This window comes from Geobacillus genomosp. 3, assembly GCF_000445995.2.
Classification (GTDB): Bacteria; Bacillota; Bacilli; order Bacillales; family Anoxybacillaceae; genus Geobacillus.
In genome coordinates this window covers 2,455,159-2,480,819 of record NC_022080.4, presented here as the reverse complement: position 1 = coordinate 2,480,819, position 25,661 = coordinate 2,455,159, and the positions used below count along the sequence as shown (strand labels likewise).

Annotated in this window: 24 protein-coding genes, 1 other RNA gene and 2 other annotated features; of the genes, 24 read left to right on the top strand and 1 reads right to left on the bottom strand. The window is 54.3% G+C overall.

The window, feature by feature from the left end; translation table 11 throughout:
• Positions 1–3: 3 nt before the first annotated feature.
• The 5 genes from ahpF to M493_RS12375 all read left to right on the top strand — a co-directional run bounded on the left by ahpF (position 4) and on the right by M493_RS12375 (position 6,359).
• On the top strand, positions 4–1,533 hold the full coding sequence (gene ahpF / locus M493_RS12390) for an alkyl hydroperoxide reductase subunit F (RefSeq protein ID WP_020960701.1): 1,530 nt from the start codon (positions 4–6) through the stop codon (positions 1,531–1,533).
• 308 nt (positions 1,534–1,841) lie between these two features.
• Positions 1,842–2,072: a binding site (T-box leader), on the top strand.
• Positions 2,073–2,120: 48 nt separating this feature from the next.
• A complete protein-coding gene (gene hisS, locus M493_RS12385) occupies positions 2,121–3,407 on the top strand; it encodes a histidine--tRNA ligase (protein WP_020960700.1) in 1,287 nt (428 codons plus the stop codon).
• The gene (gene aspS, locus M493_RS12380; RefSeq protein ID WP_020960699.1) at positions 3,407–5,179 is read left to right on the top strand and encodes an aspartate--tRNA ligase; all 1,773 of its coding nucleotides are present in this window, start codon (positions 3,407–3,409) and stop codon (positions 5,177–5,179) included. Before hisS ends, aspS begins: the two co-directional genes overlap by 1 nt.
• 76 nt (positions 5,180–5,255) lie before the next feature.
• Positions 5,256–5,442, top strand: a non-coding RNA gene (gene ssrS, locus M493_RS17790) — 6S RNA.
• 155 nt (positions 5,443–5,597) lie between these two features.
• Entirely contained in the window at positions 5,598–6,359 is a 762-nt protein-coding gene (locus M493_RS12375; RefSeq protein WP_020960698.1) for a tRNA threonylcarbamoyladenosine dehydratase, read from the top strand.
• Positions 6,360–6,411: 52 nt separating this feature from the next.
• Here the strand turns inward: M493_RS12375 and M493_RS12370 are convergent, their stop codons facing one another.
• Positions 6,412–7,062 carry an RsfA family transcriptional regulator gene (locus tag M493_RS12370; RefSeq protein ID WP_020960697.1) on the bottom strand — a complete coding sequence of 217 codons (651 nt, stop codon included), beginning with the start codon at positions 7,060–7,062 and terminating at the stop codon, positions 6,412–6,414.
• Between the two features lie 312 nt (positions 7,063–7,374).
• Between M493_RS12370 and M493_RS12365 the strand changes: the two genes are divergently transcribed.
• From M493_RS12365 to M493_RS12280, 19 genes are all read left to right on the top strand, one after another.
• Positions 7,375–8,670, top strand: coding sequence for a replication-associated recombination protein A (locus M493_RS12365; RefSeq protein WP_020960695.1), 1,296 nt, complete (start codon positions 7,375–7,377; stop codon positions 8,668–8,670).
• Between the two features lie 64 nt (positions 8,671–8,734).
• Positions 8,735–9,385, top strand: coding sequence for a YczE/YyaS/YitT family protein (locus M493_RS12360; protein ID WP_020960694.1), 651 nt, complete (start codon positions 8,735–8,737; stop codon positions 9,383–9,385).
• A 10-nt stretch (positions 9,386–9,395) separates the two neighbouring features.
• Positions 9,396–9,812 carry a cysteine metabolism transcriptional regulator CymR gene (cymR, locus tag M493_RS12355; protein ID WP_011232042.1) on the top strand — a complete coding sequence of 139 codons (417 nt, stop codon included), beginning with the start codon at positions 9,396–9,398 and terminating at the stop codon, positions 9,810–9,812.
• A 22-nt stretch (positions 9,813–9,834) separates the two neighbouring features.
• Positions 9,835–10,977 (top strand): cysteine desulfurase family protein, encoded by a 1,143-nt coding sequence (locus M493_RS12350; protein WP_020960693.1) that lies wholly within the window; start codon positions 9,835–9,837, stop codon positions 10,975–10,977.
• Between the two features lie 14 nt (positions 10,978–10,991).
• The gene (gene mnmA, locus M493_RS12345) at positions 10,992–12,107 is read left to right on the top strand and encodes a tRNA 2-thiouridine(34) synthase MnmA (protein ID WP_020960692.1); all 1,116 of its coding nucleotides are present in this window, start codon (positions 10,992–10,994) and stop codon (positions 12,105–12,107) included.
• Between the two features lie 118 nt (positions 12,108–12,225).
• Complete coding sequence (locus M493_RS12340) at positions 12,226–12,888, top strand: tetratricopeptide repeat protein (protein ID WP_020960691.1); 663 nt, start codon at positions 12,226–12,228, stop codon at positions 12,886–12,888.
• A gap of 19 nt (positions 12,889–12,907) precedes the next feature.
• Positions 12,908–15,271 carry an ATP-dependent RecD-like DNA helicase gene (locus tag M493_RS12335; protein WP_020960690.1) on the top strand — a complete coding sequence of 788 codons (2,364 nt, stop codon included), beginning with the start codon at positions 12,908–12,910 and terminating at the stop codon, positions 15,269–15,271.
• Positions 15,272–15,297: 26 nt separating this feature from the next.
• Positions 15,298–15,771: a PRC-barrel domain-containing protein gene (locus M493_RS12330; RefSeq protein WP_020960689.1), complete on the top strand. Its 474-nt coding sequence runs from the start codon at positions 15,298–15,300 to the stop codon at positions 15,769–15,771.
• Positions 15,772–15,786: 15 nt separating this feature from the next.
• On the top strand, positions 15,787–15,978 hold the full coding sequence (locus M493_RS12325; RefSeq protein ID WP_008881018.1) for a hypothetical protein: 192 nt from the start codon (positions 15,787–15,789) through the stop codon (positions 15,976–15,978).
• Positions 15,979–15,989: 11 nt separating this feature from the next.
• The gene (locus M493_RS17785) at positions 15,990–16,124 is read left to right on the top strand and encodes a YrzQ family protein (protein WP_020960688.1); all 135 of its coding nucleotides are present in this window, start codon (positions 15,990–15,992) and stop codon (positions 16,122–16,124) included.
• Between the two features lie 125 nt (positions 16,125–16,249).
• Complete coding sequence (locus M493_RS12320) at positions 16,250–17,311, top strand: AI-2E family transporter (protein WP_020960687.1); 1,062 nt, start codon at positions 16,250–16,252, stop codon at positions 17,309–17,311.
• A 47-nt stretch (positions 17,312–17,358) separates the two neighbouring features.
• Positions 17,359–17,583: a binding site (T-box leader), on the top strand.
• 47 nt (positions 17,584–17,630) lie between these two features.
• Positions 17,631–20,267 carry an alanine--tRNA ligase gene (alaS, locus tag M493_RS12315; RefSeq protein WP_020960686.1) on the top strand — a complete coding sequence of 879 codons (2,637 nt, stop codon included), beginning with the start codon at positions 17,631–17,633 and terminating at the stop codon, positions 20,265–20,267.
• A 69-nt stretch (positions 20,268–20,336) separates the two neighbouring features.
• Entirely contained in the window at positions 20,337–20,603 is a 267-nt protein-coding gene (locus M493_RS12310) for an IreB family regulatory phosphoprotein (protein ID WP_020960685.1), read from the top strand.
• Between the two features lie 3 nt (positions 20,604–20,606).
• Positions 20,607–21,023: a Holliday junction resolvase RuvX gene (gene ruvX, locus M493_RS12305; protein WP_020960684.1), complete on the top strand. Its 417-nt coding sequence runs from the start codon at positions 20,607–20,609 to the stop codon at positions 21,021–21,023.
• Positions 21,024–21,040: 17 nt separating this feature from the next.
• Positions 21,041–21,337 (top strand): DUF1292 domain-containing protein, encoded by a 297-nt coding sequence (locus tag M493_RS12300; RefSeq protein WP_020960683.1) that lies wholly within the window; start codon positions 21,041–21,043, stop codon positions 21,335–21,337.
• 162 nt (positions 21,338–21,499) lie between these two features.
• Entirely contained in the window at positions 21,500–22,591 is a 1,092-nt protein-coding gene (gene mltG / locus M493_RS12295; RefSeq protein ID WP_020960681.1) for an endolytic transglycosylase MltG, read from the top strand.
• Between the two features lie 204 nt (positions 22,592–22,795).
• Positions 22,796–23,449, top strand: a complete 654-nt coding sequence (locus tag M493_RS12290) for an O-methyltransferase (protein ID WP_020960680.1) — start codon at positions 22,796–22,798, stop codon at positions 23,447–23,449.
• Positions 23,446–24,375 (top strand): peptidase U32 family protein, encoded by a 930-nt coding sequence (locus tag M493_RS12285; RefSeq protein ID WP_020960679.1) that lies wholly within the window; start codon positions 23,446–23,448, stop codon positions 24,373–24,375. The genes M493_RS12290 and M493_RS12285 overlap by 4 nt, the downstream gene beginning before the upstream one ends.
• Before the next feature lie 16 nt (positions 24,376–24,391).
• Complete coding sequence (locus M493_RS12280; RefSeq protein WP_020960678.1) at positions 24,392–25,660, top strand: peptidase U32 family protein; 1,269 nt, start codon at positions 24,392–24,394, stop codon at positions 25,658–25,660.
• The last annotated feature ends 1 nt before the right edge of the window (position 25,661 follow it).

Here is a 25,661-nt window from a genome sequence, read left to right as displayed (position 1 = left end):
GCAATGCTGTTGGATGCTGACATCAAAGCCCAATTGGCCCAGTATCTACAATTAATGGAGAATGATATTGTTTTAACAGTGAGCGCGGGAGACGATCCAGTTTCCCGCGATCTCCTTGCTTTAGTCGATGAATTAACGGCCATGTCGCCGAAAATTAAAGTAGAAAAAGCGAAGCTCGAACGGACGCCGAGCTTCAGCGTCAATCGGGTTGGCGAAAATACGGGCGTCACATTCGCCGGCGTTCCGTTGGGGCATGAGTTTACTTCGCTAGTGCTGGCGTTGCTTCAAGTGAGCGGAAGACCGCCTAAGGTTGACGAGAAAGTTATGAACCAAATTCAAAACCTCAAAGGCACTTATCGTTTTGAAACATACGTCAGCCTAACGTGCCATAACTGCCCGGATGTCGTTCAGGCGTTAAACGTGATGAGCGTATTAAATCCGAACATTTCACATACGATGATCGACGGGGCAGCGTTTAAAGAAGAAGTAGAACAAAAGGGAATTATGGCTGTGCCGACCGTCTTTTTAAATGGCAAGCCGTTTGCAAGCGGCCGCATGTCGCTTGAGGAAATTCTTGCAAAACTCGGAAGCACGGTAGACGCTTCTGACTTTGCCAATAAAGAACCGTTCGATGTGCTCGTTGTCGGCGGCGGTCCGGCCGGGGCTGCGGCGGCGATTTACGCGGCGCGAAAAGGCATTCGCACCGGCATTATTGCTGAGCGGTTTGGCGGACAAATTCTCGATACGCTCGGCATTGAAAACTTTATTAGCGTGAAATACACGGAAGGTCCGAAACTTGCCGCAAGCCTTGAAGAGCATGTGAAACATTATAATGTCGACATCATGACCTTGCAGCGTGCGAAACGGTTGGAAAAGAAGGATCTCATTGAAGTGGAGCTTGAAAACGGCGCCGTGTTAAAAAGCAAAACGGTCATTATCGCGACGGGCGCCCGTTGGCGCAATCTTGGCGTACCAGGCGAGGAAGAGTTCAAAAACAAAGGCGTGGCCTATTGCCCGCATTGCGACGGCCCGCTGTTTGAAGGCAAGCACGTCGCGGTCATCGGCGGCGGCAACTCCGGCGTGGAAGCGGCGATTGACCTCGCCGGCATTGCCAAACATGTGACCGTGCTCGAGTTTGCTCCGGAGTTGAAAGCGGACGCTGTTTTGCAGGATCGGTTGTACAGCTTGCCGAACGTGACGGTCATCAAAAACGCGCAAACGAAAGAAATTACCGGTACAGATAAAGTGAATGGCCTTACGTATATAGACCGGGAAACAGGGGAAGAGCACCATATTGAGTTGCAAGGCGTATTCGTTCAAATCGGTCTCGTGCCGAATACAGAGTGGCTAGAAGGGACGGTTGAACGGAACCGCATCGGTGAAATTATCGTCGATAAACGCAGTGCGACAAGTGTCGACGGCGTCTTTGCCGCGGGCGATTGCACGGATAGCGCCTATAAGCAAATCATTATTTCGATGGGGGCGGGCGCTACCGCCGCATTGAGCGCGTTTGATTACTTGATTCGTCATTAGGAGAGCCAAAAATGGCTCTCCTTTCACATATGCCTGAGGAAAGTCCCGACTTCCAACTGGAAAGTGCGTCCGCAGCAGCGAAAAGGAAAATGAATGTTGGCAGGCGATGACGGCCATGCTGGCAATCATGGCGGTCGAACATACATCTTCAGAATGAAGAAAACCATGTTGCCTGCCGGTTAACGAATACATCCAGGCCGTTTGAAGTTTCCCCCCTTCAGCCGACGTAGCAGTACAAAGTTCACAGGGAAGACAACTTGACAATACCTTGTTTTCTCCGTAATATAAAATTACATTTCCCTAATACAAGACAACCGATGACGGAGAAAAGTAGTTAGGGCCCACATGGCCAGAGAGGAAACGCCTGAGGCTGCGAGCGTTTCTCCATGATGGCTTAACGAAAGACACTCCATAGGTTTCCCTTTGAACACGCCGTGCGTCAGTAAGGGGGAACGCGCGCCATGCGTTAGCGGCGACAAGAGGAAGCTTGTATGCTTCAATTAGGGTGGCACCGCGGGAATGACGCTCTCGTCCCTATCGATGATGGGGATAAGGGCGTTTTTATTTTTGTGTAAAGGAGGACGAATATGGCTTTTCAAATTCCGAGAGGGACACAAGACTTGCTGCCAGGCGAGACGGAAAAGTGGCAATATGCCGAACAAATTGCCCGTGATCTTTGCCGCCGGTACGGCTATGAAGAAATCCGGACGCCGATTTTTGAACATACCGAACTGTTTTTGCGCGGTGTTGGCGATACGACCGATATCGTGCAAAAAGAAATGTACACGTTTGAAGATAAAGGCGGCCGGGCGCTGACGCTCCGCCCGGAAGGAACGGCGCCGGTCGTCCGGGCGTTTGTCGAGCATAAGCTGTACGGCAGCCCGAGCCAACCGGTCAAGCTGTATTACACCGGACCGATGTTCCGCTATGAGCGGCCGGAAGCAGGGCGGTTCCGCCAGTTCGTCCAGTTTGGTGTTGAAGCGCTCGGCAGCAGCGATCCGGCGATTGACGCCGAAGTGATGGCGTTAGCGATGCATATTTATGAAGCGCTCGGGCTAAAACACATCCGGTTGGTGATCAACAGTTTAGGTGATTTAGACAGCCGGCGGGCGCACCGCGAAGCGCTCGTCCGCCATTTTTCCGGCCGCATTCATGAGCTGTGCCCGGACTGCCAAGCGCGGCTTGAGACGAATCCGCTCCGCATTCTTGATTGTAAAAAAGACCGCGGCCATGAACTGATGGCGTCAGCGCCGTCGATTTTAGATTATTTGAATGACGAATCGCGCGCGTATTTTGAAAAGGTGAAGCAATATTTGACAGCGCTTGGCATTCCGTTCGTCATCGACGCGCGGCTCGTGCGCGGGCTCGATTATTACAACCATACGACATTTGAAATTATGAGCGAGGCCGAAGGGTTTGGGGCAGCGGCGACCCTTTGCGGCGGCGGGCGCTACAACGGGCTCGTGCAAGAAATCGGCGGCCCGGAAACGCCGGGAATCGGCTTTGCGTTAAGCATTGAGCGCCTTTTGGCGGCGCTTGCGGCAGAAGGGATTGAGCTGCCGGTCCGCAAAGGGATCGACTGCTATGTTGTTGCGGTTGGCGAGCGGGCGAAAGATGAGGCCGTCCGCCTCGTTTATGAATTGCGCCGTGCCGGCCTGCGCGCTGATCAAGATTATTTGGGCCGGAAAATGAAGGCGCAGCTGAAGGCGGCCGACCGTCTTGGCGCGTCGTTTGTCGCCATCATCGGGGATGAGGAGCTCGAAAAACAGTCAGCGGCTGTAAAACATATGGCGAGCGGCGAGCAGACGAGTGTGCCGTTTGGGGAGTTGGTGACCTTTTTAATAGAACGGGCAACGCGGGAGGAGGAAAAATGATGAAGCGAACGTATTATTGCGGCGAAGTGCCGGAAGCGGCGGCCGGCGAGCGTGTCGTATTGAAAGGCTGGGTGCAAAAACGCCGCGACTTGGGCGGGCTTGTTTTCATCGATTTGCGCGATCGGACGGGCGTTGTTCAAGTCGTCGCCAGCCCGGACGTCTCGGCTGAGGCGCTGGCGACAGCAGAGCGCGTGCGGAGCGAATATGTATTAAGCGTCGAAGGGACGGTCGTCGCCCGCGCGCCGGAGACGGTCAACCCAAACATCGCGACCGGCCGCATTGAAATCCAGGCTGAGCGAATTGACATCATTAACGAGGCGAAAACGCCCCCGTTTGCCATTTCTGACGACACGGATGCGGCGGAAGACGTCCGTTTAAAATATCGGTATTTGGATTTGCGCCGCCCGATCATGTTCCAAACGCTTGCGCTTCGCCATAAGGTGACGAAAGCGGTGCGCGATTTTTTGGATGGCGAGCGTTTTTTGGAAGTCGAGACGCCGATGTTGACGAAAAGCACGCCGGAAGGGGCACGCGACTACTTGGTGCCAAGCCGTGTCCACCCGGGCGAATTTTACGCGCTGCCGCAGTCGCCGCAAATTTTTAAGCAGCTGTTGATGGTCGGCGGTTTCGAACGCTATTACCAGATCGCCCGCTGCTTCCGCGATGAAGACTTGCGTGCCGACCGCCAGCCGGAGTTTACGCAAATTGACATCGAAATGTCGTTTATCAGCCAAGAAGATATTATCGATTTAACAGAGCGGATGATGGCGGCGGTCGTGAAAGCGGCTAAAGGGATCGACATTCCGCGCCCGTTCCCGCGCATGACGTATGACGAAGCGATGAGCCGCTACGGCTCGGACAAACCGGATGTGCGCTTTGGCCTTGAACTGGTCGACGTATCGGAAGCTGTCCGTCGCTCTTCTTTTCAAGTGTTCGTCCGTGCTGTTGAGCAAGGTGGCCAAGTGAAGGCGATCAACGTCAAAGGCGCTGCAAGCCGCTATTCGCGCAAAGACATTGACGCGTTAGCGGAGTTTGCCAGCCGCTACGGAGCGAAAGGGCTCGCTTGGCTGAAAGCGGAAAACGGTGAACTGAAAGGGCCGATCGCCAAGTTTTTCAACGCCGACGAGCAAACGGCGCTGCGCCAGCTGCTCGCTGTCGAAGAGGGGGATTTGCTGCTGTTTGTCGCCGATAAAAAGGCGGTTGTCGCCGCCGCCCTCGGCGCATTGCGGTTGAAACTTGGCAAAGAGCTTGGCTTAGTCGATGAAACGAGATTGGCGTTTTTGTGGATCACCGACTGGCCGCTTTTGGAGTATGACGAAGAGGAAGGCCGCTATTACGCTGCCCACCATCCGTTTACGATGCCGGTGCGCGACGATATCCCGCTGCTTGAGACAAACCCAGGCGCCGTCCGCGCGCAGGCGTACGATTTGGTGTTAAACGGTTATGAGCTTGGCGGCGGTTCGCTCCGCATTTTTGAGCGCGATGTGCAAGAAAAAATGTTCCGCACCTTAGGGTTCAGCGATGAAGAAGCGCGCCGCCAGTTTGGTTTCTTGCTTGAGGCGTTTGAATACGGCACCCCGCCCCACGGCGGCATCGCCCTCGGTCTCGATCGGCTTGTTATGCTCTTAGCCGGGCGCACGAACTTGCGCGACACGATCGCTTTCCCGAAAACAGCGAGCGCGAGCTGTCTGCTCACTGAAGCGCCGGGGCCGGTCAGCGAAAAACAGCTCGAGGAACTGCATCTGACCGTTGTGCCCTCCGATCGGGAATAGCAGCGTCGCTCGAAAGAGAAACATCAACAGCAGGTGTTCACAAACGCTGAAAAATATGATACAATCAAATCAACCAACCGTCCTAATGTGTTCGTCGGGTCACCCATCGTTTTGACCGAACAGTAGATGATCCGGGAGCCCGGGGTTTCCAGGCGGCGTGCATGCCCCTTCGTTACGGGGGAAGCGCAAACCTTGGAACAGGGCACCCACCTATGTGGGAGCGGGTTCAAAACGAAGGCATCGACGGCACGATTGGGACTGGTATACATAGGAGAATAAAAGAACGATGCCCCTTGTGCCGGCAAGAGCATAGGGGGTTTTGTTTTGCCAGCAAAATGCCGTTGCCACTAGGGCAGCCTTAATGATAGGATAAAAAGCGGCATCATGATCAATTTCTAAACAAATGGAGAGGAGAACGATGCTTCATCAATTTTCTCGCAATGAACTGGCAATTGGTTCAGAAGGGCTTGGAAAGTTAAAAAATGCCACCGTCGCGGTGCTCGGGGTTGGCGGTGTCGGGTCATTCGCCGTTGAGGCGCTTGCCCGTTCCGGTGTCGGCCGGTTGGTGCTCGTGGATCGTGACAATGTCGATATTACCAACATTAACCGCCAAATTCACGCCTTGTTGTCGACGATCGGCCGTCCGAAAGTCGAGCTGATGAAAGAGCGCATCGCCGACATTAACCCGGAGTGCGAGGTCATCGCCTTGCAAATGTTTTATACGGAAGAGACGTATGAGCAATTTTTCGCTTATAACTTGGATTTTGTCGTCGATGCATCCGATACGATCATGTATAAAGTCCATTTAATGAAACAATGTCTGGAGCGCGGCATCCCGATCATTTCAAGCATGGGGGCGGCGAATAAAATGGATCCGACCCGTTTCCGCATTGCCGACATTTCCAAAACGCACACGGATCCGATTGCCAAAGTGATCCGGGCCAAACTGCGCAAAGAAGGGATTCGTCGCGGCATCCCGGTCGTCTTTTCCGACGAGAAGCCGGTGAAAATCCGCGAGGATGTCCGCCAGGTCGTCGGCAATGACGCTTCACCGATCCGCAAGGCGAAAATGCCGCCGTCATCGAACGCGTTTGTTCCATCTGTAGCCGGACTCATTATGGCGTCCTACGTGGTCAATGAATTATTAAAAGATATCCCGATTGCCCGTGTCGGGGAATAAGGAAACGATGCAAAAAAATAAGGGGCGATGCATGTCATCGCCTCTTGTTTCGTTATGAATGGGCCATCGGTTCGCTTTGTTCGTCCGTTTCGGCAAGAAGCAGTTGGGCGAGGGAAAGGCGCTCGCCTTCTTCAGAAGCAAGCTGGCGGGCGCGGGCCATAATTTTGACAAGCGCCTCGTAATCTTCTTGGACAGTCGTTTGGCGCGCCTCCAAGCGCTCCAATTTTTGCGCCAACCGCTCATTGTGCGCTTGCCATTCGGCTCGTTCCCGTTTTAACCGCTCGTTTTCTTGACGGACGGCTTCCAACTGTTCCGCATCGCGCTGCAGCGTTTGCAAAAAGGAAATGCATTGGTCGAGCGTCAACGGAGCGGCCGGGAGAAATGAGGATGACCCTTGGGCGGTCTGGGTTGCATCGGAAGAGGCGAATGTTATAGCGTTCGCTTCTTTTTGCCATTTTTTCATCATCTCTAACGCCCGTTTCCGCTCTTTTCGTTGCTTCTTCGCCTGCTCGATGGCTTCAAGATGCCGTTTCCGCACTTCGGCGTTCCAACGGAATCCGCATGCCGCCGCTGTCCGGTGCAGCTGTCTTCCGACCTCTTCGAAGGCGGCAAGTTGAGTCTTTCCTTCGCGTATGTATTGCAGCACCGTTTCGGCGAGCAGTACATCTTCTTCGTGTGACCATGCATCCTGTCTTGTCTTCATGATGTCCACCCCGCAAATGTAATGTTGATATGATAATAGTTTTTCCGTTCTTTTTCCAATTTAAACTTCACGTTCTTTATTTTCATCATTTTCCCTTTCCTGCTTGCCGTTGCACCGCGAAGGATTGGTGCAAAGCAGTAAGGCGCCGGCTGGTTCAACATACGCAATGACAGCTGAGCTGCACTGCCCCATTCAACGAGTCTACTACTACATATTACCGAAAGAAATGGACGTTTTACGCCAGAAGCGGTGAGGTTGTATTTGGCGAAGCGGGCGCTGCCGCTGTACAATGAAACGAAGGGGGGAATCAGCATGCAACATACGACGGAACCGCTCGCGGTGCGGATGCGGCCGCAGACGATTGATGACATCGTCGGACAGGCGCATATCATCGGACCCGGGACACCGCTTTATAAAATGATTAAAAAAGGGTATGTGCCGTCGCTATTGCTTTACGGGGAGCCGGGGACGGGGAAGACGTCGCTCGCTTATGCCATCGCCCGCACCGCCGGGCGGGAATTGATTGCCATTAACGCGACATCGTCCGGGAAAAAGGAGATCGAAGAGGCGGCCGAAGCGGCGCGATGGTCGGGCAACGTCATTTTGTTCATCGATGAAATCCATCGGCTAAATAAAGCGCAGCAAGATGTGCTGCTTCCACACATGGAATCCGGGCTGGTGACACTGATTGGGGCGACGACCGAAAATCCATTTCATGAGGTGAATCCCGCGATCCGCAGCCGGTGCGGGCAAATTCAGCAGTTAAAGCGGATTCCGCCGGCTGATTTACTCGTGATTTTAAAACGGGCGCTCGCTGACCCGGAACGCGGCGTTGGAGCGAAGCCGGTGGTCATCGATGAGGCGCTGTTATGGCGCATTGCCGAGGCGGCCGGCGGGGATGCACGCGCCGCGCTCTCGCTCCTTGAGGCGGCAGTCGCCGCTGCTGATGAACGCGACGGCCGCCTGTATATTGATGAGGATATCGTTGCCTCATGCACCGCCAACCGCGGCTTTATTCATGATCGATACGGGGATCATTATTACTCGCTATTGTCTGCGTTTCAAAAAAGCGTACGCGGCAGCGATGCCGATGCTGCGCTTCATTATTTGGCGCGTCTGCTTGAAGGCGGGGATTTAGCGGCTGTCTGCCGGCGGCTGCTCGTCATCGCCTACGAAGATATCGGGCTTGCCAACCCGATGGCGGGAGTGAAAGTGCAGGCGGCAGTGGAAGCGGCGGAGCGGATCGGGCTGCCGGAGGCGCGCATTCCGCTTGCCGTTGTGACGATTGAGCTTTGTTTGAGCCCAAAATCAAACAGCGCCTACAAGGCGCTCGATGCCGCGCTGGCTGACGTGCGCGCCGGCAAGCTTGGCGAGATTCCGGACCATTTAAAAGATGCCCATTATAAAGGAGCGGCTGTGCTTGGACACGGGAAAGGGTATTTATATCCGCACGATTATCCAAATGGGTGGGTGGCCCAAGCTTACTTGCCATCCGTTCTTGAAGGCGTTCGCTATTACGAACCGAAAGAGCATGGCGAGGAAAAGTATTATGCCAAAGTGTACCGACGGCTCCGGCAGTTGAGTCAAGAGAACCATGTTGAGTCGTGAATGGAAGGGGCATTTATGGTATAATAACACAGGCGATTGGCTTAACAGAGGAGGCGCATCCATCATGACCCATACTTATATCCCATGGCTGCGGTGGAGCATTTACTTTGCCGGGTTGCTCGTCATGTCGTTTGGGATCGTGTTGACGATTAAAGCTGACGTCGGCTGTGCGCCATGGGATGTGCTTCATATCGGCCTGCAGCGACAATTTGGTTTGACGATCGGCGCATGGTCGATCATTGTCGGGGTGGGGGTGCTCGCGGTTTCCGCCCTGCTCGTAAGGCGGCTGCCGCGGCTTGGCGCCTTTTTGAATATGGTGACAGTTGGGATTTTGATCGATGTGTGGATGATGATTCCCCAGCTGAAAACACCAGAATGGCCGCTCGAACAATATGCAATGTTAATGACGGGCATCATCGTGTCCGGTTATGGCATGGGGCTATACATTTCCGCCGGTGTCGGCGCCGGTCCGCGCGACAGTTTAATGCTCGCCCTGACCGAGTTGACTAAATGGAAGGTGGCGTACATTCGCATTGGAATGGAAACGCTCGTGTTGCTTGTCGGCTGGCTGCTTGGTGGTCCGGTGTCGTTCGGCACGCTTCTTTTTTGTGTGACGATCGGCTCGGTCGCCGGTCTGGCGCTGCCGCAATGCCGGAAAATGACCGGCCGCCTGCTCGGGACGACGAGCGTTCATGTGCAAGGGGTAAGCCGTTAGGGGGGATATGATGAAAATTTCAACGAAAGGCCGGTACGGGTTGACGATTATGATCGAATTGGCCAAAAAATATGGCGACCGCCCGATTTCGCTTCGTTCGATCGCCAAAGCGAACAATTTATCGGAACATTATTTGGAACAGCTTGTCACACCGCTGCGCAACGCCGGACTCGTCAAAAGCATCCGCGGGGCGTATGGCGGTTATGTGCTTGCCGAGCATCCGGCGAAAATTACCGCCGGCGATATTTTGCGCGTGCTTGAAGGGCCGCTCACTCCGGTCGAGGAGCTTGAAGAGGAGGAGCCGGCGAAGCGCGAGCTATGGATCCGCATCCGTGATGCGGTCGAGGAAGTGCTCGACAGCACAACATTGGAAGATTTGGCGAAGTATAGCGACGGGGATGAAGGGGCATATATGTTTTATATTTGACGCACAGAAAGGAGAATGACTGGTGCAACGGATTTATTTGGACCATGCCGCCACGTCCCCGGTGCATCCGGATGTGGCGGCCGGCATGGTCCACTGGATGACCGAACAGTTCGGCAACCCATCAAGCATCCATTACTTCGGCCGGCAAAGCCGCCGCGCCCTTGACGAAGCGAGGGCAACTATCGCCCGCAGCCTCGGGGCGAAAGAGACGGAAATTGTATTTACAAGCGGGGGAACAGAAGCCGATAACCTTGCGATCATCGGGACGGCGACGGCCAACCGCAGCCGCGGCCGCCATGTGGTTACGACCGCCATTGAGCATCACGCCGTGCTGCGCGCTTGCGAATATTTAGAAAGGCAAGGATTTGACGTAACGTATTTGCCGGTTGATGAACAAGGGCTCGTATCGGTCGACGATGTAAAAGCCGTGTTGCGCGATGAGACGATTCTCGTTTCAATCATGTTTGCCAACAACGAAATCGGCACGATTCAGCCGGTCCGTGAAATTGGCGCGCTTTTGCGCGATCACCCGGCTTACTTTCATACCGATGCTGTCCAAGCGTACGGGCTTATTCCGATTGATGTCAACGAATACGGCATCGATTTGTTGTCGCTTTCCGGCCATAAAATTAACGGTCCGAAAGGGAGTGGGGCGCTTTATGTCCGGGAAACGGTGAAAATCACCCCGCTTCTGTTCGGCGGCGAACAAGAGCGAAAACGACGGGCCGGGACGGAAAATGTACCCGGCATGATCGGTTTGGCGCAGGCGGCGGAGATTGTGGAGCGGACGAGGGATGAAAAGCGCAGGCAGTACGCGGCTTGGCGCGAGGCGATGCTTGACGTTTTCCGCTCTTCAGGCATCGACTATACGGTCAACGGCAGTCCGGACGGTTTGCCGCATATTTTAAATGTTGCTTTCCCGGGAACGAACGTCGAATCGCTGCTTGTGAACCTGGACTTAGCCGGTATCGCCGCCTCAAGCGGATCGGCGTGCACGGCCGGATCAATCGACCCGTCACATGTGCTTGTCGCCATGTGTGGAAAGGAGTCCGATCGCATTCGCTCGTCTGTCCGCTTCAGCTTCGGACTTGGCAATACAAAAGAACAAATTGAGCGAGCCGCTGAAGAAACGGTGAACATTGTCAAGCGGCTCACCGACCGGTAAGGAGGTGAAACGGCATGAACAAAGCGCCACACGAAACGCGCGTCGTTGTCGGCATGTCCGGCGGAGTCGATTCGTCGGTTGCCGCGCTGCTGCTCAAAGAGCAAGGGTATGATGTCATCGGCATTTTTATGAAAAACTGGGATGACACTGATGAAAACGGCGTTTGTACGGCGACCGAAGATTATGAAGATGTTGTGCGCGTCTGCAACCAAATCGGCATTCCGTATTATGCGGTCAACTTTGAACAGCAATATTGGGACAAAGTGTTTACGTACTTTTTGGACGAATACAAAGCCGGGCGCACCCCGAATCCGGACGTGATGTGCAACAAAGAAATTAAATTCAAGGCGTTTTTGGAACATGCCATGTCGATTGGCGCCGATTATGTGGCGACCGGCCATTACGCCCGCGTCGAGTTTCGTGACGGTGAATTTAAAATGTTGCGCGGGGCTGATCCGAACAAAGACCAAACGTACTTTTTAAATCAGCTCGGCCAAGCCCAGCTATCGAAAGTGATGTTTCCGATCGGCCATTTGCACAAGGCGGATGTGCGCCGGATCGCGAAAGAAGCCGGGCTTGCCACCGCCGGAAAAAAAGACAGCACCGGCATTTGCTTTATCGGCGAGCGGGACTTCAAAGAATTTTTAAGCCAGTATTTGCCGGCCCAGCCCGGGGTGATGAAAACGCTCGACGGCGAGGTGAAAGGGCGGCATGACGGGGTGATGTATTACACGATCGGCCAACGCCATGGGCTTGGCATCGGCGGCAGCGGCGAACCATGGTTTGTCGTCGGCAAAGATGTGCGCGAAAACGTGCTCTATGTCGCCCAAGGGTTTGAAAACGATTATTTGTACTCCACATCATTAAAAGCAGTCCACGTCAACTGGGTATCCGACCGCAAGCCGGAAGCGCCGTTCCGCTGCACAGCGAAATTCCGCTACCGCCAGCCGGATGTCGGCGTCGAAGTTCGTCCGCTTCCGGACGGCAAAGCCGAAGTTGTGTTCGATGCGCCGGCGCGGGCGGTGACGCCGGGTCAGGCGGTTGTTTTTTACAGCGGTGACGAATGTCTCGGCGGTGGCACGATTGACGAAGTGTTTCGCAACGGTGAAAAACTTTGGTATGTCGGCTGACTGGAATTATGCCGCGCTAGCGGTGAACCCTCAACCGAGTGTTTGGTTGAGGGGTTTTTGCAATTGCCGGAGAAGAGCGAACGAATGTACTGACATGCAAGTTTGGGAGGGATGAGCGGTGGCCAATCTCAATGAACAAGGGCTTTCGCATATGCGCGCAGGGGAATACGAAGAAGCGCTCCGTTGCTTTTCTGAAGCGGTGAATGAATATCCGGATGACCCGGCCGGCTATATTAACATCGGCACCGTTTTGGCCGCAGCCGGCGAGGAAGAGAAGGCGCTCGAATGCTTCCGGCAGGCGCTCACGCTTGATGAACAGGCGGCGGCAGCCTATTATGGCATCGGCACGGTGCACTACAGGCGCGAGCAGTTTGCCGAAGCGAAAAATATGTTTGAGCGGGCGCTCCAACTAGGGCTTGATGATGCCGATACGCACTTTATGCTCGGCATGTCGCTATCGCGGCTTGAGATGCCGCGCCTGGCGCTGCCGTATTTGCAGCGGGCAGCGGAACTGAACGAGGGGGATGCTGAGGCGCTCTTTCAACTCGGTCTTTGCCTCGCCACCCTCGATTATGTCGATGAGGCGAAACGGTATTTCGAAAAAACATTGGAGCGGGATCCGCGCCATGCTGACGCCTATTACAATTTAGGGGTCATTTATGTGTACAAAGACGATCCAGCCGCTGCCCGCGATTTATTTGCCGCCGCTTTGGACGTTAATCCGGATCACGTGCTTGCCGGGTATGGAAAGAAGCTGGCAGAAAAGCGGCTTGCGCCGTAAAAAAGGCAGGGGATGACGGGTGCAAGAGCAGCAATCGCTCGCGCTCGACGGACGTACGTTTATTAAAGGGGCATGTTTAGGTGTTATTTTCCACAATGAGGAAACCTTATATACTGTCGTCCGCATCCGCGTGGAAGAAACGAACGAAGCGGCTGTCGAGGAAGAAGTGGTTGTCACCGGCTATTTTCCTCGTTTGAATGAAGGGGATGTGTACGTCTTTTACGGACAGTTCCGCCAACATCCGCGCTTTGGCCGCCAGTATGCGGCCGAGCAGTTCCGCAAACAGCTTCCGAATACGAAAGAAGGAGTCATTCATTATTTGTCAAGCGGCTTGTTTAAAGGGATCGGTAAAAAAACGGCGACAGCGATTGTTGAGGCGCTCGGCGAAAACGCGATCGCCGTGATTTTGCGCGATCCGGAGGCGCTTTTGCGCGTGCCGAAGCTGACGAAGCAAAAGGCGAAACAGTTGTATGAAACACTCTGCGCCCATGAAGGGCTCGAACAGACCATGATCGCTCTCACCCAGCTCGGCTTTGGCCCGCAGCTGGCGATGAAAATTTACCAGGCATACGGCGAAGAGACGATGGATATCATTCATGAAAATCCGTACCAGCTCGTCGAAGACATTGAAGGGATCGGTTTTGGCCGCGCTGATGACCTCGGGCGCCAGCTCGGCATTTCCGGCAGCCATCCGGCCCGGCTGCGCGCCGCCTGCCTGTTTGTCCTTGAGCAGGTATGCTTGCAAGAAGGTCACGTCTATATGAAGGAGGAAGAGCTCGTCAGCCGCATTGGCGAACTGCTTGGCGGGAACCCGAACGGGGCGGTCGATGGACAAGCCATCGGACAGACGCTCCTGATGTTAAGCGAAGAAGGAAAGCTGATCGTGGAACAAGGACGTTATTATCTTCCCTCGCTTTACTTCGCCGAAAAGGGGATCGCCGCCAACATTCGGCGGTTGCTCGGGCAAACGCCGCCATCGGCCTCATTTCCTGAGTCGGAGTTTTTGCTGGCGCTTGGGGCGCTCGAGGAGCGGCTCGGAATGCAATACGCCCCCCAGCAAAAAGAGGCGATCCAACGGGCGCTTTCATCACCGCTTTTCATTTTAACGGGGGGGCCGGGAACCGGAAAAACAACGGTGATTAAAGGGATCGTTGAGCTGTTTGCCTCTCTAAACGGTGTATCGCTCGATCCCGCCCATTACAAAAGCGGCGAGCCGTTTCCGGTGCTGCTCGCCGCTCCGACCGGCCGGGCGGCAAAGCGGATGAGCGAAGCGACTGGGCTGCCGTCGGCGACGATTCACCGGCTGCTTGGCTGGAACGGAGCGGAAGGGTTCAGCCATGATGAACATGAGCCGATTGCCGGCAAGCTGCTTGTCGTTGATGAAGTGTCAATGGTCGATACATGGTTGGCCAATCAGCTGTTAAAGGCAGTGCCGGACGGGATGCAAGTCATTTTTGTGGGCGACGAAGATCAGCTTCCGTCCGTCGGACCAGGCCAAGTGTTGAGAGATTTGCTCGAGTCAGGCGTTATCCCGTCGGTGCGGCTGACCGAGGTGTATCGCCAAGCGGAAGGATCGTCGATCATCGGGCTCGCCCACGCGATGAAGCGCGGCGTCGTGCCGGCTGACTTAACCGCCCCGAAGGCGGATCGCTCCTTTATTCGCTGCCGCGCCGGACAAGTGGCGGATGTCGTCCGGCAAATTGCTGACAACGCACGCAACAAAGGGTTTTCCGTCAAAGACATTCAAGTGCTCGCTCCGATGTACCGCGGCCCGGCCGGCATCGATCAGCTAAACAAAGTGCTGCAGGGGCTGTTCAATCCCCCGGCTGACGGGAAGCGGGAGCTTTCGATCGGCGATGTGGTGTATCGTGTCGGCGATAAAGTGCTGCAGCTCGTCAATCAGCCGGAAGACAACGTGTTTAACGGCGATATCGGTGAAGTCGTCGCCATTTTTTACGCCAAAGAAAATACAGAAAAGCAAGACTTGCTCGTCGTCTCGTTTGATGGCATTGAAGTGACGTACACAAGACAAGACTTGGCGCAAATTACCCATGCGTATTGCTGCTCGGTCCATAAGGCGCAAGGGAGCGAATTTCCGATCGTCATTTTACCTGTCGTCAAAAGTTATTACCGGATGTTGAAGCGGAATTTGCTGTATACGGCAGTGACGAGAAGCAAGCAATTTCTCATTTTGTGTGGCGAGGAAGAAGCGTTTCGGTTCGGTGTTGCCCAGCGGGGCGACGGAGCGCGCCAGACGGCGCTTGCCGAAAAGCTGGCGGCTGCGGCTGCGCCGTTTGTCGAAGGTGAGCTGCCGCTTGAAGATGCGGACATCGGGATGGAAAACGTTACGCCGTATGACTTTATGGGCGATGAGTCAAGCTAAAAGTGGCTGGAAAGGTGGGGAGAATGATGCGGACGTTTTCCGACGTCAAAGGGCTTCCCATTTATGAACAAACGACAGGGAAAGCGGTCGGGGCGATCGCCGACATTTGGTTTACCAGCCACGGAACGGTCAAAGGGCTTGTCGCGGAACGGAGCGGCCTATTTGGCCGCCGCCGCTACTTGCCGCTTTCGGCCGTGCAGTCGTTGCAACACGACCGGATCATCATTCGTGATGCTGACAGCTTCCAGCCGTTTCCCTCTCCTGAAAGCGGCCACTCTCTTTACGGTGAGCGCGGCATCGCCGGCAGTATGGTTGTCGCCGCAGACGGAACAACGATCGGCTTGCTTGATGATGTATATTTTGATGGGCAATTGGGCAAAATTGACGGATACGAGATTAGCGAGGGATTTTTTTCTGACTTGACCGAAGGAAAGAAACGAATGGAGGCAGCTCCGTTCACCGCCAAGGAAGGCGTCGTCACCGTCGAAACAATGTGGTAAGGAGAGTGGCTGTCGATGCTCATTTGCCCGAATTGCAAACGGAAAAATTTAGGGAAGATCGGTGTCAACCAATATTACTGCTGGGATTGCTTTATTGAGCTGTCTGTCTCGAAAGGAATGATTCACGCCCATCAAGTCGAGGAAGATGGGACGCTAAGCTCTCTCGACGACTTGTTTGACGACCATGAGCGCACGATCCAATTTTAGGGGGGACAGGCATGAACCGGACGATGACTTCGCTGTTGGCCGTAGGTTTAGGTGTCGCTGCTTATCAGCTTGCCCAGCGCAACGATTGGATGAACGGCCGCACGATGCGGAGAATGCGCCGCCGCTTGATGCAAGCGATCCGCTGATGGCCCCGCCGCCTTCCGCCCGAACGGCGGTGGCGGCGGTTTTTTGTCTGTTACCAAATAGCGGAAGGATCAGGACGGCATATTTCTCCTCCTATCTCTTACACTAAACGGTAGGAGGTGTGGCGATGGGGGAGCAACAATGGCTGTCATTTCTCCGCATCGGAAAATGGCTGCTCGTGACCGCAATCGTCTATTTAATCGTCCGGATGAAAGAAGTTTGGTGGCCGGTCGTCGATTTTATCGCCACCGCTCTGGCCCCGTTTTTGCTGGCGGCGTTTATTACGTATTTGTTGCATCCGCTCGTGGAGTATATCCATGGCAAAGGGATGCCGCGGGCACTTGCCATTTTGCTCATTTATTTCTTGTTTTTCGGTTCGATCGGCTACGGCATGTATCGCGGTATACCGGTGCTGATCGCCCAGCTGCGCGAATTGGACGAACGGTTGCCATCATTGATGAATACATACCGGCAGTGGGCGCGCTATATCCACGATGAAACGTCGACGTGGCCGATGGAAGTGCACACGCGTATTGAAGCGATGTTTGTGCAACTTGAGCAGGCTGCTGCCAAGGCGGTCACGATGGCGATGAGCGCGGCCCAATCGTTTATTGGTTCAGCAGCGACATTTCTCCTCATTCCGTTTATCGTGTTTTATATGCTAAAAGATATCGACGTGCTGAAAAAAGCGGTTTGGTATATGACGCCAAAGCGGTGGCGCGGGCCGGGGATGGCGTTTTTAAAAGATGTTGACGAGTCGCTCGGCGGCTATATTCGCGGCCAGCTGTTCGTCTGTGCGGCGATCGGCCTGATGGCGTCGCTCGGCCTTTGGCTCGCCGGCATGGACTATCCGCTTTTGCTTGGATTTATCATCGGATTAACGAACATTATTCCGTATTTCGGTCCGTTGATCGGCGCGATCCCGGCGGCGATTTTGGCGGCGACCATTTCGCTTAAAATGGTCATTATCGTGCTGATCATCATTTTTGCCTTGCAGTTTTTAGAAGGCAATATTTTATCACCGCTCATTGTGGGCAAAAGCGTGCACATGCATCCGCTCATCATTATGTTGGCGTTGTTTGCCGGCGGTGAGCTTGCCGGTGTGCCCGGCCTCATTCTCGCCGTTCCGGCTGCGGCGGTGCTGAAAGTGGCTCTTGCGCATTGGAAAGAGCATTATGCCCCGCATTGACAAATGCTTGCTGCTTGTCTATAATTTTTCAGTGAAAAACGCAAATCTATAACGCGATGACGGATCGAGTATGTTGCAGTCCATCTTAACGCGCAATCCCGCGCACAGAGAGGAATTTCCGCGGCTGAAAGAAATTCCAGATGAAGGGCAACAGAAGGCTAATCCGGAGCGCAGGCAAAACCTGACGCAAGGCTGCGTTACGGCCAAAGAGGTGATGGGCGCTTTTTGCCCATAAACAGGGTGGTACCGCGAGCATAACTCTCGTCCCTGCAAGGGGATGAGAGTTTTTTTATATAAAAGACCAAAGGGGAGGATCATCATGAAAAAGCTGACATCTGCCGAAGTGCGGCGCATGTTTTTGGAGTTTTTCCAAGAAAAAGGTCATGAGGTCGAGCCGAGCGCCTCGCTCATTCCGGTCGACGACCCGTCGCTATTATGGATCAACAGCGGCGTCGCGACGTTGAAAAAATATTTTGACGGCCGCATTATTCCGGACAATCCGCGCATTTGCAACGCGCAAAAATCGATCCGTACAAACGACATTGAAAATGTCGGAAAAACGGCGCGTCACCATACGTTTTTTGAAATGCTCGGCAACTTTTCCATCGGCGATTATTTCAAGCGCGAAGCGATTCACTGGGCATGGGAGTTTTTAACAAGCGACAAATGGATCGGCTTTGATCCGGAACGGTTGTCGGTCACCGTTCATCCGGAAGACGAAGAGGCGTACGACATTTGGCATCACGAAATCGGCTTGCCAGAAGAGCGGATCATTCGTCTCGAAGGGAACTTCTGGGATATCGGTGAAGGCCCAAGCGGCCCGAATACAGAGATTTTTTACGATCGTGGGGAAGCGTTTGGCAACGACCCGAACGATCCGGAACTGTATCCGGGTGGGGAGAACGACCGCTATTTGGAAGTGTGGAATCTCGTCTTTTCCCAGTTCAACCATAACCCGGACGGCACGTATACGCCGCTGCCGAAGAAAAACATTGATACCGGCATGGGCTTAGAGCGGATGTGCTCGATTTTACAGGATGTGCCGACCAACTTTGAAACCGATTTGTTCCTGCCGATCATCCGTACGACTGAACAAATCGCCGGCGAGCGGTATGGCGAAGACCGGGAGAAAGACGTCGCGTTTAAAGTGATCGCCGACCATATTCGCGCGGTTACGTTTGCAATCGGTGACGGGGCGCTGCCGTCAAACGAGGGCCGCGGCTATGTATTGCGCCGCTTGCTGCGCCGTGCGGTGCGCTATGCGAAGCAAATCGGCATTGAACGCCCGTTTATGTACGAACTCGTTCCGGTCGTCGGCGAAATTATGCACGACTACTATCCGGAAGTGAAAGAAAAAGCCGACTTTATCCAACGGGTCATCCGGAATGAAGAAGAGCGGTTCCATGAAACCCTTCACGAAGGACTCGCCATTTTAAGCGATGTGATCGAGAAGGCCAAAGCCGAAGGAAGCGACGTCATTCCAGGCGAGGATGTATTCCGCCTGTATGATACGTACGGCTTCCCGGTCGAGCTGACGGAGGAATACGCGGCCGAAGCCGGAATGAAAGTCGACCATGATGGGTTTGAACGGGAGATGGAACGGCAGCGCGAACGGGCGCGCGCCGCCCGCCAAGACGTGGATTCGATGCAGGTGCAAGGCGGCGTCCTTGGCGACATTAAAGACGAAAGCCGCTTTGTCGGCTACGATGAGCTCGTCGCTTCTTCCACCGTTCTCGCCATCGTCAAAGACGGGCAGCTTGTTGAGGAAGTTGGAGCTGGTGAAGAAGCGCAAATCATCGTCGATGTAACGCCGTTTTACGCCGAAAGCGGCGGGCAAATCGCCGACCAGGGCACGTTTGCCGGTGAGACAGGAACAGCGGTCGTCAAAGACGTTCAGAAGGCACCAAACGGCCAGCATCTTCATGCGATCGCCGTCGAACGCGGCACGGTGAAAAAAGGCGCGGTGTATACAGCGCGCGTTGATGAAGCGAAGCGGGCGCAAATCGTGAAAAACCATACGGCGACCCATTTGCTTCATCAAGCGTTAAAAGATGTGCTTGGCCGCCATGTCAATCAGGCTGGCTCTCTCGTCGCCCCGGATCGGCTCCGCTTTGACTTTACCCATTTTGGGCAAGTAAAACCGGAGGAACTAGAGCGCATTGAAGCCATCGTTAATGAACAAATTTGGAAAAGCACCCCTGTCGATATTTTCTATAAACCGCTTGAGGAAGCGAAAGCGATGGGGGCCATGGCGTTGTTTGGCGAAAAATATGGCGACATCGTCCGCGTCGTCAAGGTGGGCGACTACAGCTTAGAGCTGTGCGGCGGTTGCCATGTGCCGAACACGTCGGCGATCGGCTTGTTTAAAATCGTCTCCGAATCCGGCATCGGCGCCGGCACGCGCCGCATTGAGGCGGTGACCGGGGAAGCGGCGTACCGCTTTATGAGTGAACAGCTCGCTGTTTTGCAAGAAGCGGCGCAAAAGCTAAAAACGAGCCCGAAAGAACTGTCAGCCCGTCTCGATGGGGTGTTTGCCGAGCTGCGGCAGCTGCAGCGCGAAAACGAGTCGCTTGCTGCCCGCCTCGCTCATCTGGAAGCGGAACACCTCACCCGTCAGGTGAAAGACGTAGGAGGCGTCCCAGTGTTGGCGGCGAAAGTGCAGGCGAACGACATGAACCAACTGCGGGCGATGGCGGATGACTTGAAGCAAAAATTAGGCACGGCAGTCATTGTGTTAGCAGCTGTGCAAGGCGGCAAAGTCCAACTCATTGCTGCGGTGACCGATGATCTTGTGAAAAAAGGATACCACGCCGGCAAGCTCGTCAAAGAAGTGGCTTCACGCTGCGGCGGCGGGGGCGGCGGACGTCCTGACATGGCGCAGGCCGGCGGCAAAGACGTGAACAAAGTCGGCGAAGCGCTTGATTATGTCGAAACATGGGTCAAATCCATTTCCTAAATGGGCGCGAATCGTGTACAATGGATGTAAGAGGACGGGATGGCCCGAATAAAGAGCGAGGTGGAAACGGTGAGCTCGTTTGACCAAACGATGCAGTTTCATTTCCCGGAGGAGCCGGCTGAAACGAACGTTCGCGAAGTGTTGTTGACGGTGTATGGCGCCTTGCAGGAAAAAGGCTACAACCCCATCAACCAAATTGTGGGCTACTTATTGTCCGGCGATCCGGCTTACATCCCGCGACATAAAGATGCGCGCACGCTCATCCGCAAAATTGAGCGCGATGAATTAATCGAGGAATTGGTGAAATTCTATTTACAGGGGCAACGAAAGGATTAACTGATGCGGACGTTGGGACTAGATCTCGGAACGAAAACGCTTGGCGTCGCCGTCAGCGATGAACTAGGCTGGACGGCGCAAGGCTTGGAGACGATCGCCATCGATGAGGAGCGCGGCGACTATGGCCTCAAGCGGCTGCGCGCCATTATCGATGAGTACGGCGTCGATACGATCGTCGTCGGATGGCCGAAAAACATGAACGGCACGCTCGGGCCGCGCGCTGAGGCAAGCGAGCGGTTTGCCGCCAGGCTGCGCGAGGAGTTTTCCTTGCCGGTCGTGCTTTGGGATGAACGGTTGTCGACGATGGCCGCCGAGCGGATGTTGATCGCTGCCGATGTGAGCCGGAAAAAGCGGCGGAAAGTGATCGACAAAATGGCGGCGGCTGTCATTTTGCAATCGTACTTGGACAGTAAACGGTGAACGGGAGGAAAATGGCAATGGAACATGGAGACAATCATATTACCGTGGTCGATGAACACGGCAACGAACAGTTGTGTGAAATTTTGTTTACGTTTGAATCGGACGATTTTGGCAAATCGTATGTGTTTTATTATCCGGTCAGCGCTGAGGCCGAAGATGAAGACGGCGAGACAGAAGTGCACGTTTCGGCGTTCATCCCCGGCGACGAACATGAGGAAGGCGAACTGCTTCCGATTGAGACGGAAGAAGAGTGGGACATGATCGAAGAAGTGTGGAATACGTTTTGCGCTGAGCAAGAAGAAGACGAAGTGTAACAGATGAAGCGGCTGCCTGCGGGCAGCCGTTTTTTTGGCGAATTTTTTGAGCCGCAGGCGATGAGTTTCAAAGGATCCGTCCATGCGAAGCTTTTCTTGTCACGAAAGGGCGAAAAAACAAGAAATTTGTAGTATAATATGACCGGTGAAAGGAGGCTGAAGATGAAACAAAGCGATTTTCAGACGCCTAAGGCGCGGCTTGTACGAAAAATCGTCTTGCTCGTTTGCGCCGGCCTGCTGACCGCGCTCGTCATCGCCGGCGTCAGCAGTTTCCTATACATCCGCCTAGCGTTCGCGCCGGTTGACCCAGGCGACCGCACCCCGGTTCACGTGTCGATTCCGGTCGGTTCGTCGGCGGCAGACATCGCCGAACTGCTTGAACAAAAACGGCTCATTCAAAGTGCGGCTGTCTTCCGCTACTACGTCCGCTGGAAAAACGAGTCCGGCTTTCAAGCCGGGGAGTATGAGCTGACGCGGGCGATGCCGATGACACACATCATTGAGCTGTTAAAAACCGGGAAGTCGTTGAAAATCGGATTGAAGCTGACGATCCCCGAAGGATCGCAACTTGTACAAATCGCTGATCTCATCGCTGCGAAAACGGGATACGATCAAGAAGACATTATGAAGCTGCTCAACGACCGCAAGTACATTGAACAGCTGATGAAAACATACCCAGACTTATTAACGAACGACATTTTTCACCAAAATATCCGCTATCCGTTGGAAGGCTACTTGTTCCCGGCCACATATGTGTTTGCCGACAAAAAACCGCCGCTTTCGGAAATCATTGAGGCGATGGTGGCGAAAACGGCGGCGGTGATCGACCAATACGAGAGGATGATGAAAGAACGGCAGCTGTCGCCGCACCGGTTGTTGACCATGTCGTCGTTAATTGAAGAAGAGGCGACCGAAAAAGCCGACCGTGAGAAAATTGCCAGCGTGTTTTACAACCGGCTGCGCCTCGGCATGCCGCTGCAAACTGACCCGACCGTCTTATACGCGCTCGGCAAACATAAAGAGCGTGTCTTTTACAAAGATTTAAAAGTCGATTCGCCATACAATACGTATATTCACAGGGGGCTGCCGCCGGGGCCGATCGCCAATGCCGGCAAGATGTCAATTGAAGCGGCGCTCAACCCGGCCGTGACCGACTATTTGTACTTTTTGGCAACACCGGCTGGCGACGTCATTTTCACCAAAACGCTGGCGGAGCATAACCGGGAAAAAGCGAAGCATATTGGGAAACAATAGAGCAAAACGGAAGTTGTTGGCCAAACGGGCCAAACAGCTTCGCTTTTTCGCAGTTTTATGGTAGTATAAATAAAGTTGAACAGATCCATGATAAGAGTCCGTTTGCGGCTCTTATTTTTCATGATGATGAAGCGCAAACCTCTGGGCTGCAGTTCGGCTCTAGGCAGGCGCTTTTCACTTTGTTGATGCCGGGGAGGAATCGCCTTGCTTCCGAACGATGTCGTTCGTTATTTGCAGCAGCTGCGCCCGGCGCCAGATCCGGATATCGCGGAAATGGAGCGGTACGCGCGTGAACACCGCGTGCCGATTATGGATCCGGTGAGCATGGAAGTGCTGCTGTTCGTGTTGAAGACCGCCAGACCGCGCCGCATTTTGGAAATCGGCACCGCGATCGGCTATTCGGCGATCCGGATGGCAAAAGCGCTGCCGGAGGCGCGCATTGTGACGATTGAACGGGACCGGGAGCGGTACGAACGCGCCCGTTTTTATATCGGAAAGACGAATACCGGGCGGCAAATCGAAGCGGTTTTCGGCGATGCGCTCGCGGTTGGGGCCGATGTCGCCGCCGTTGCGCCGTTTGATGCGCTCTTTATCGATGCCGCCAAGGGGCAATACGAGCGCTTTTTTACACTCTATGAGCCGCTTCTGGCCGAAGGCGGCCTCATCATTAGCGACAACGTGTTGTTTAAAGGACTCGTCGCCGCTGAAGCGCCCGGTGGCAATAAGCGGCTTTGGAACATCGCCAAAAAAATCCGCCGCTACAACGAATGGCTTATGGCCCGGAACGATTACGACACGGTCATCATCCCGGTCGGCGACGGGCTGGCTATATCGAAAAAACGAGGTGAACGAGAATGAAAAAACCGGAATTGCTCGTCACGCCGACGAGCGTTTCCCATATTCATGAACTGGCTGAAGCGGGAGCGGACGCTGTGATGGTCGGCGAACAGCGCTATGGCTTGCGGCTCGCTGGAGAGTTCTCCCGCGCCGATGTCGCCGCGGCTGTCGAGGCGGCTCACCGGCACGGCATGAACGCTTATGTAGCGATGAACGCCATTTTTCATAACGAAAAAGTGGACGAGCTCGCCGATTACGTCGCCTTTGTCGCTAGCGTAGGCGCCGACGCCATCGTCTTTGGCGATCCGGCCGTGCTGTTGACGGTCCGGGAAACCGCTCCCCATATGAAGCTCCATTGGAGCACGGAAACGACCGCGACAAACTGGTATACGTGCAACTACTGGGGGCGAAAAGGGGCAAAACGCGCCGTCTTGGCCCGCGAGTTGAACATGGACGCCATTTTGGAAATTAAAGCCCATGCTGAAGTGGAGATTGAAGTGCAAGTGCATGGGGCGACGTGCATGTATCAGTCAAAGCGCTCGCTCATCGGCAACTATTTTGAGTACCGAGGAAACGTGATGGAGATCGAGCGGAAAAAGCATGAGAAAGGGCTGTTCCTGTACGACAAGGAACGTGACTATAAATACCCGATTTTTGAAGACGAGAACGGCACACACATTATGAGCCCGAACGATCTTTGCATCATTGACGAGCTCGGCGACATGATCGAAGCCGGCATTGACAGTTTTAAAATCGACGGCATTTTGCATGAACCGCGCTACATTACGGAAGTGACGAAACTGTACCGCCGCGCCATTGATATGTGCGCCGAAGACCGCGGGCAGTATGAGCGGGAAAAAGAGGAGCTGCTTGCAGCCGTTGAGGCGCTCCAGCCGCCGCACCGCCGCCTTGATACCGGATTTTTCTTTAAAGAAACGATTTATTGAAAAGGAGGGAAAACAAATGCTGCTAAAAAACGACCGCATTTCCGAAATCGTTGACGGCAAACGCGTTATTGTGAAAAAGCCGGAATTGCTCGCGCCGGCCGGCAACCTAGAAAAGCTGAAAATCGCCGTTCATTACGGCGCGGACGCCGTCTTTATCGGCGGGCAGGAATACAGTTTACGAGCCAACGCTGACAACTTTACGGTCGAGGAAATTCGCGAAGGGGTTGAATTTGCCAACCGGTACGGAGCAAAAGTGTACGTCACCGCCAACATTTATGCCCATAATGAAAATATTCCGGGCGTTGACGATTATTTGCGGGCGCTCGAGGATGCCGGCGTCCATGGCATTATCGTCGCCGATCCGCTCATTATCGAGACCGCGCGCCGGGTGGCGCCAAAGCTCGAAGTGCATTTAAGCACGCAGCAGTCGCTTTCGAACTGGAAAGCGGTCCAGTTTTGGAAAGAGGAAGGGCTCGAGCGGGTTGTGCTCGCCCGCGAAGTGAGCGCCGAGGAAATTCGGCAAATCAAGGAGAAGGTTGATATTGAAATCGAGGCGTTCATCCACGGGGCGATGTGTTCCGCCTACTCCGGCCGCTGTGTATTGAGCAACCATATGACAGCGCGCGACTCGAACCGCGGCGGGTGCTGCCAGTCATGCCGCTGGGACTATGACTTGTACCAGCTGGCTGACGGACGGGAAATCCCGCTGTTTGCTGAAGGCGACGCCCCATTTGCCATGAGCGCGAAAGATTTGAACTTGATCCGTGCCATTCCGGCCATGATTGAGCTCGGTGTCGACAGCTTGAAAATTGAAGGGCGGATGAAATCGATCCATTACGTGGCGACGGTCGTGAGCGTGTACCGGAAGGTCATTGATGCTTACTGTGCGGACCCCGACCATTTCACCATTCATGAAGAGTGGGTGCGGGAGCTCGACAAATGCGCCAACCGCGAAACCGCTTCATCGTTTTTTGAAGGCTTCCCGGACTATACGAACCATATGTATGGTACGCACAGCCGAAAAACGACGCATGAGTTTGCCGGCTTGGTGCTTGACTACGACCGGAAGACGGGCATCGCCACCGTCCAGCAGCGCAACCATTTTAAACCGGGCGATGAAGTCGAATTTTTTGGCCCGGAAATTGAAAACTTTACCCAAGTGATTGAAAAAATTTGGGATGAAAATGGCCATGAACTCGATGCAGCGCGCCATCCGCTGCAAATTGTCAAGTTCAAAGTCAAGCGTCCTCTCTTCCCATACAACATGATGAGAAAGGAGAATTAAG

Bases quoted from the DNA above. Each gene is read 5' to 3' on its own strand.
- ahpF (WP_020960701.1), top strand. From the start codon at position 4: ATGCTGTTGGATGCTGACATCAAAGCCCAATTGGCCCAGTATCTACAA.
- hisS (WP_020960700.1), top strand. From the start codon at position 2,121: ATGGCTTTTCAAATTCCGAGAGGGACACAAGACTTGCTGCCAGGCGAG.
- aspS (WP_020960699.1), top strand. From the start codon at position 3,407: ATGAAGCGAACGTATTATTGCGGCGAAGTGCCGGAAGCGGCGGCCGGC.
- M493_RS12375 (WP_020960698.1), top strand. From the start codon at position 5,598: ATGCTTCATCAATTTTCTCGCAATGAACTGGCAATTGGTTCAGAAGGG.
- M493_RS12370 (WP_020960697.1), bottom strand. From the start codon at position 7,062: ATGAAGACAAGACAGGATGCATGGTCACACGAAGAAGATGTACTGCTC.
- M493_RS12365 (WP_020960695.1), top strand. From the start codon at position 7,375: ATGCAACATACGACGGAACCGCTCGCGGTGCGGATGCGGCCGCAGACG.
- M493_RS12360 (WP_020960694.1), top strand. From the start codon at position 8,735: ATGACCCATACTTATATCCCATGGCTGCGGTGGAGCATTTACTTTGCC.
- cymR (WP_011232042.1), top strand. From the start codon at position 9,396: ATGAAAATTTCAACGAAAGGCCGGTACGGGTTGACGATTATGATCGAA.
- mnmA (WP_020960692.1), top strand. From the start codon at position 10,992: ATGAACAAAGCGCCACACGAAACGCGCGTCGTTGTCGGCATGTCCGGC.
- M493_RS12330 (WP_020960689.1), top strand. From the start codon at position 15,298: ATGCGGACGTTTTCCGACGTCAAAGGGCTTCCCATTTATGAACAAACG.
- M493_RS12325 (WP_008881018.1), top strand. From the start codon at position 15,787: ATGCTCATTTGCCCGAATTGCAAACGGAAAAATTTAGGGAAGATCGGT.
- M493_RS17785 (WP_020960688.1), top strand. From the start codon at position 15,990: ATGAACCGGACGATGACTTCGCTGTTGGCCGTAGGTTTAGGTGTCGCT.
- M493_RS12320 (WP_020960687.1), top strand. From the start codon at position 16,250: ATGGGGGAGCAACAATGGCTGTCATTTCTCCGCATCGGAAAATGGCTG.
- alaS (WP_020960686.1), top strand. From the start codon at position 17,631: ATGAAAAAGCTGACATCTGCCGAAGTGCGGCGCATGTTTTTGGAGTTT.
- ruvX (WP_020960684.1), top strand. From the start codon at position 20,607: ATGCGGACGTTGGGACTAGATCTCGGAACGAAAACGCTTGGCGTCGCC.
- M493_RS12300 (WP_020960683.1), top strand. From the start codon at position 21,041: ATGGAACATGGAGACAATCATATTACCGTGGTCGATGAACACGGCAAC.
- mltG (WP_020960681.1), top strand. From the start codon at position 21,500: ATGAAACAAAGCGATTTTCAGACGCCTAAGGCGCGGCTTGTACGAAAA.
- M493_RS12285 (WP_020960679.1), top strand. From the start codon at position 23,446: ATGAAAAAACCGGAATTGCTCGTCACGCCGACGAGCGTTTCCCATATT.
- M493_RS12280 (WP_020960678.1), top strand. From the start codon at position 24,392: ATGCTGCTAAAAAACGACCGCATTTCCGAAATCGTTGACGGCAAACGC.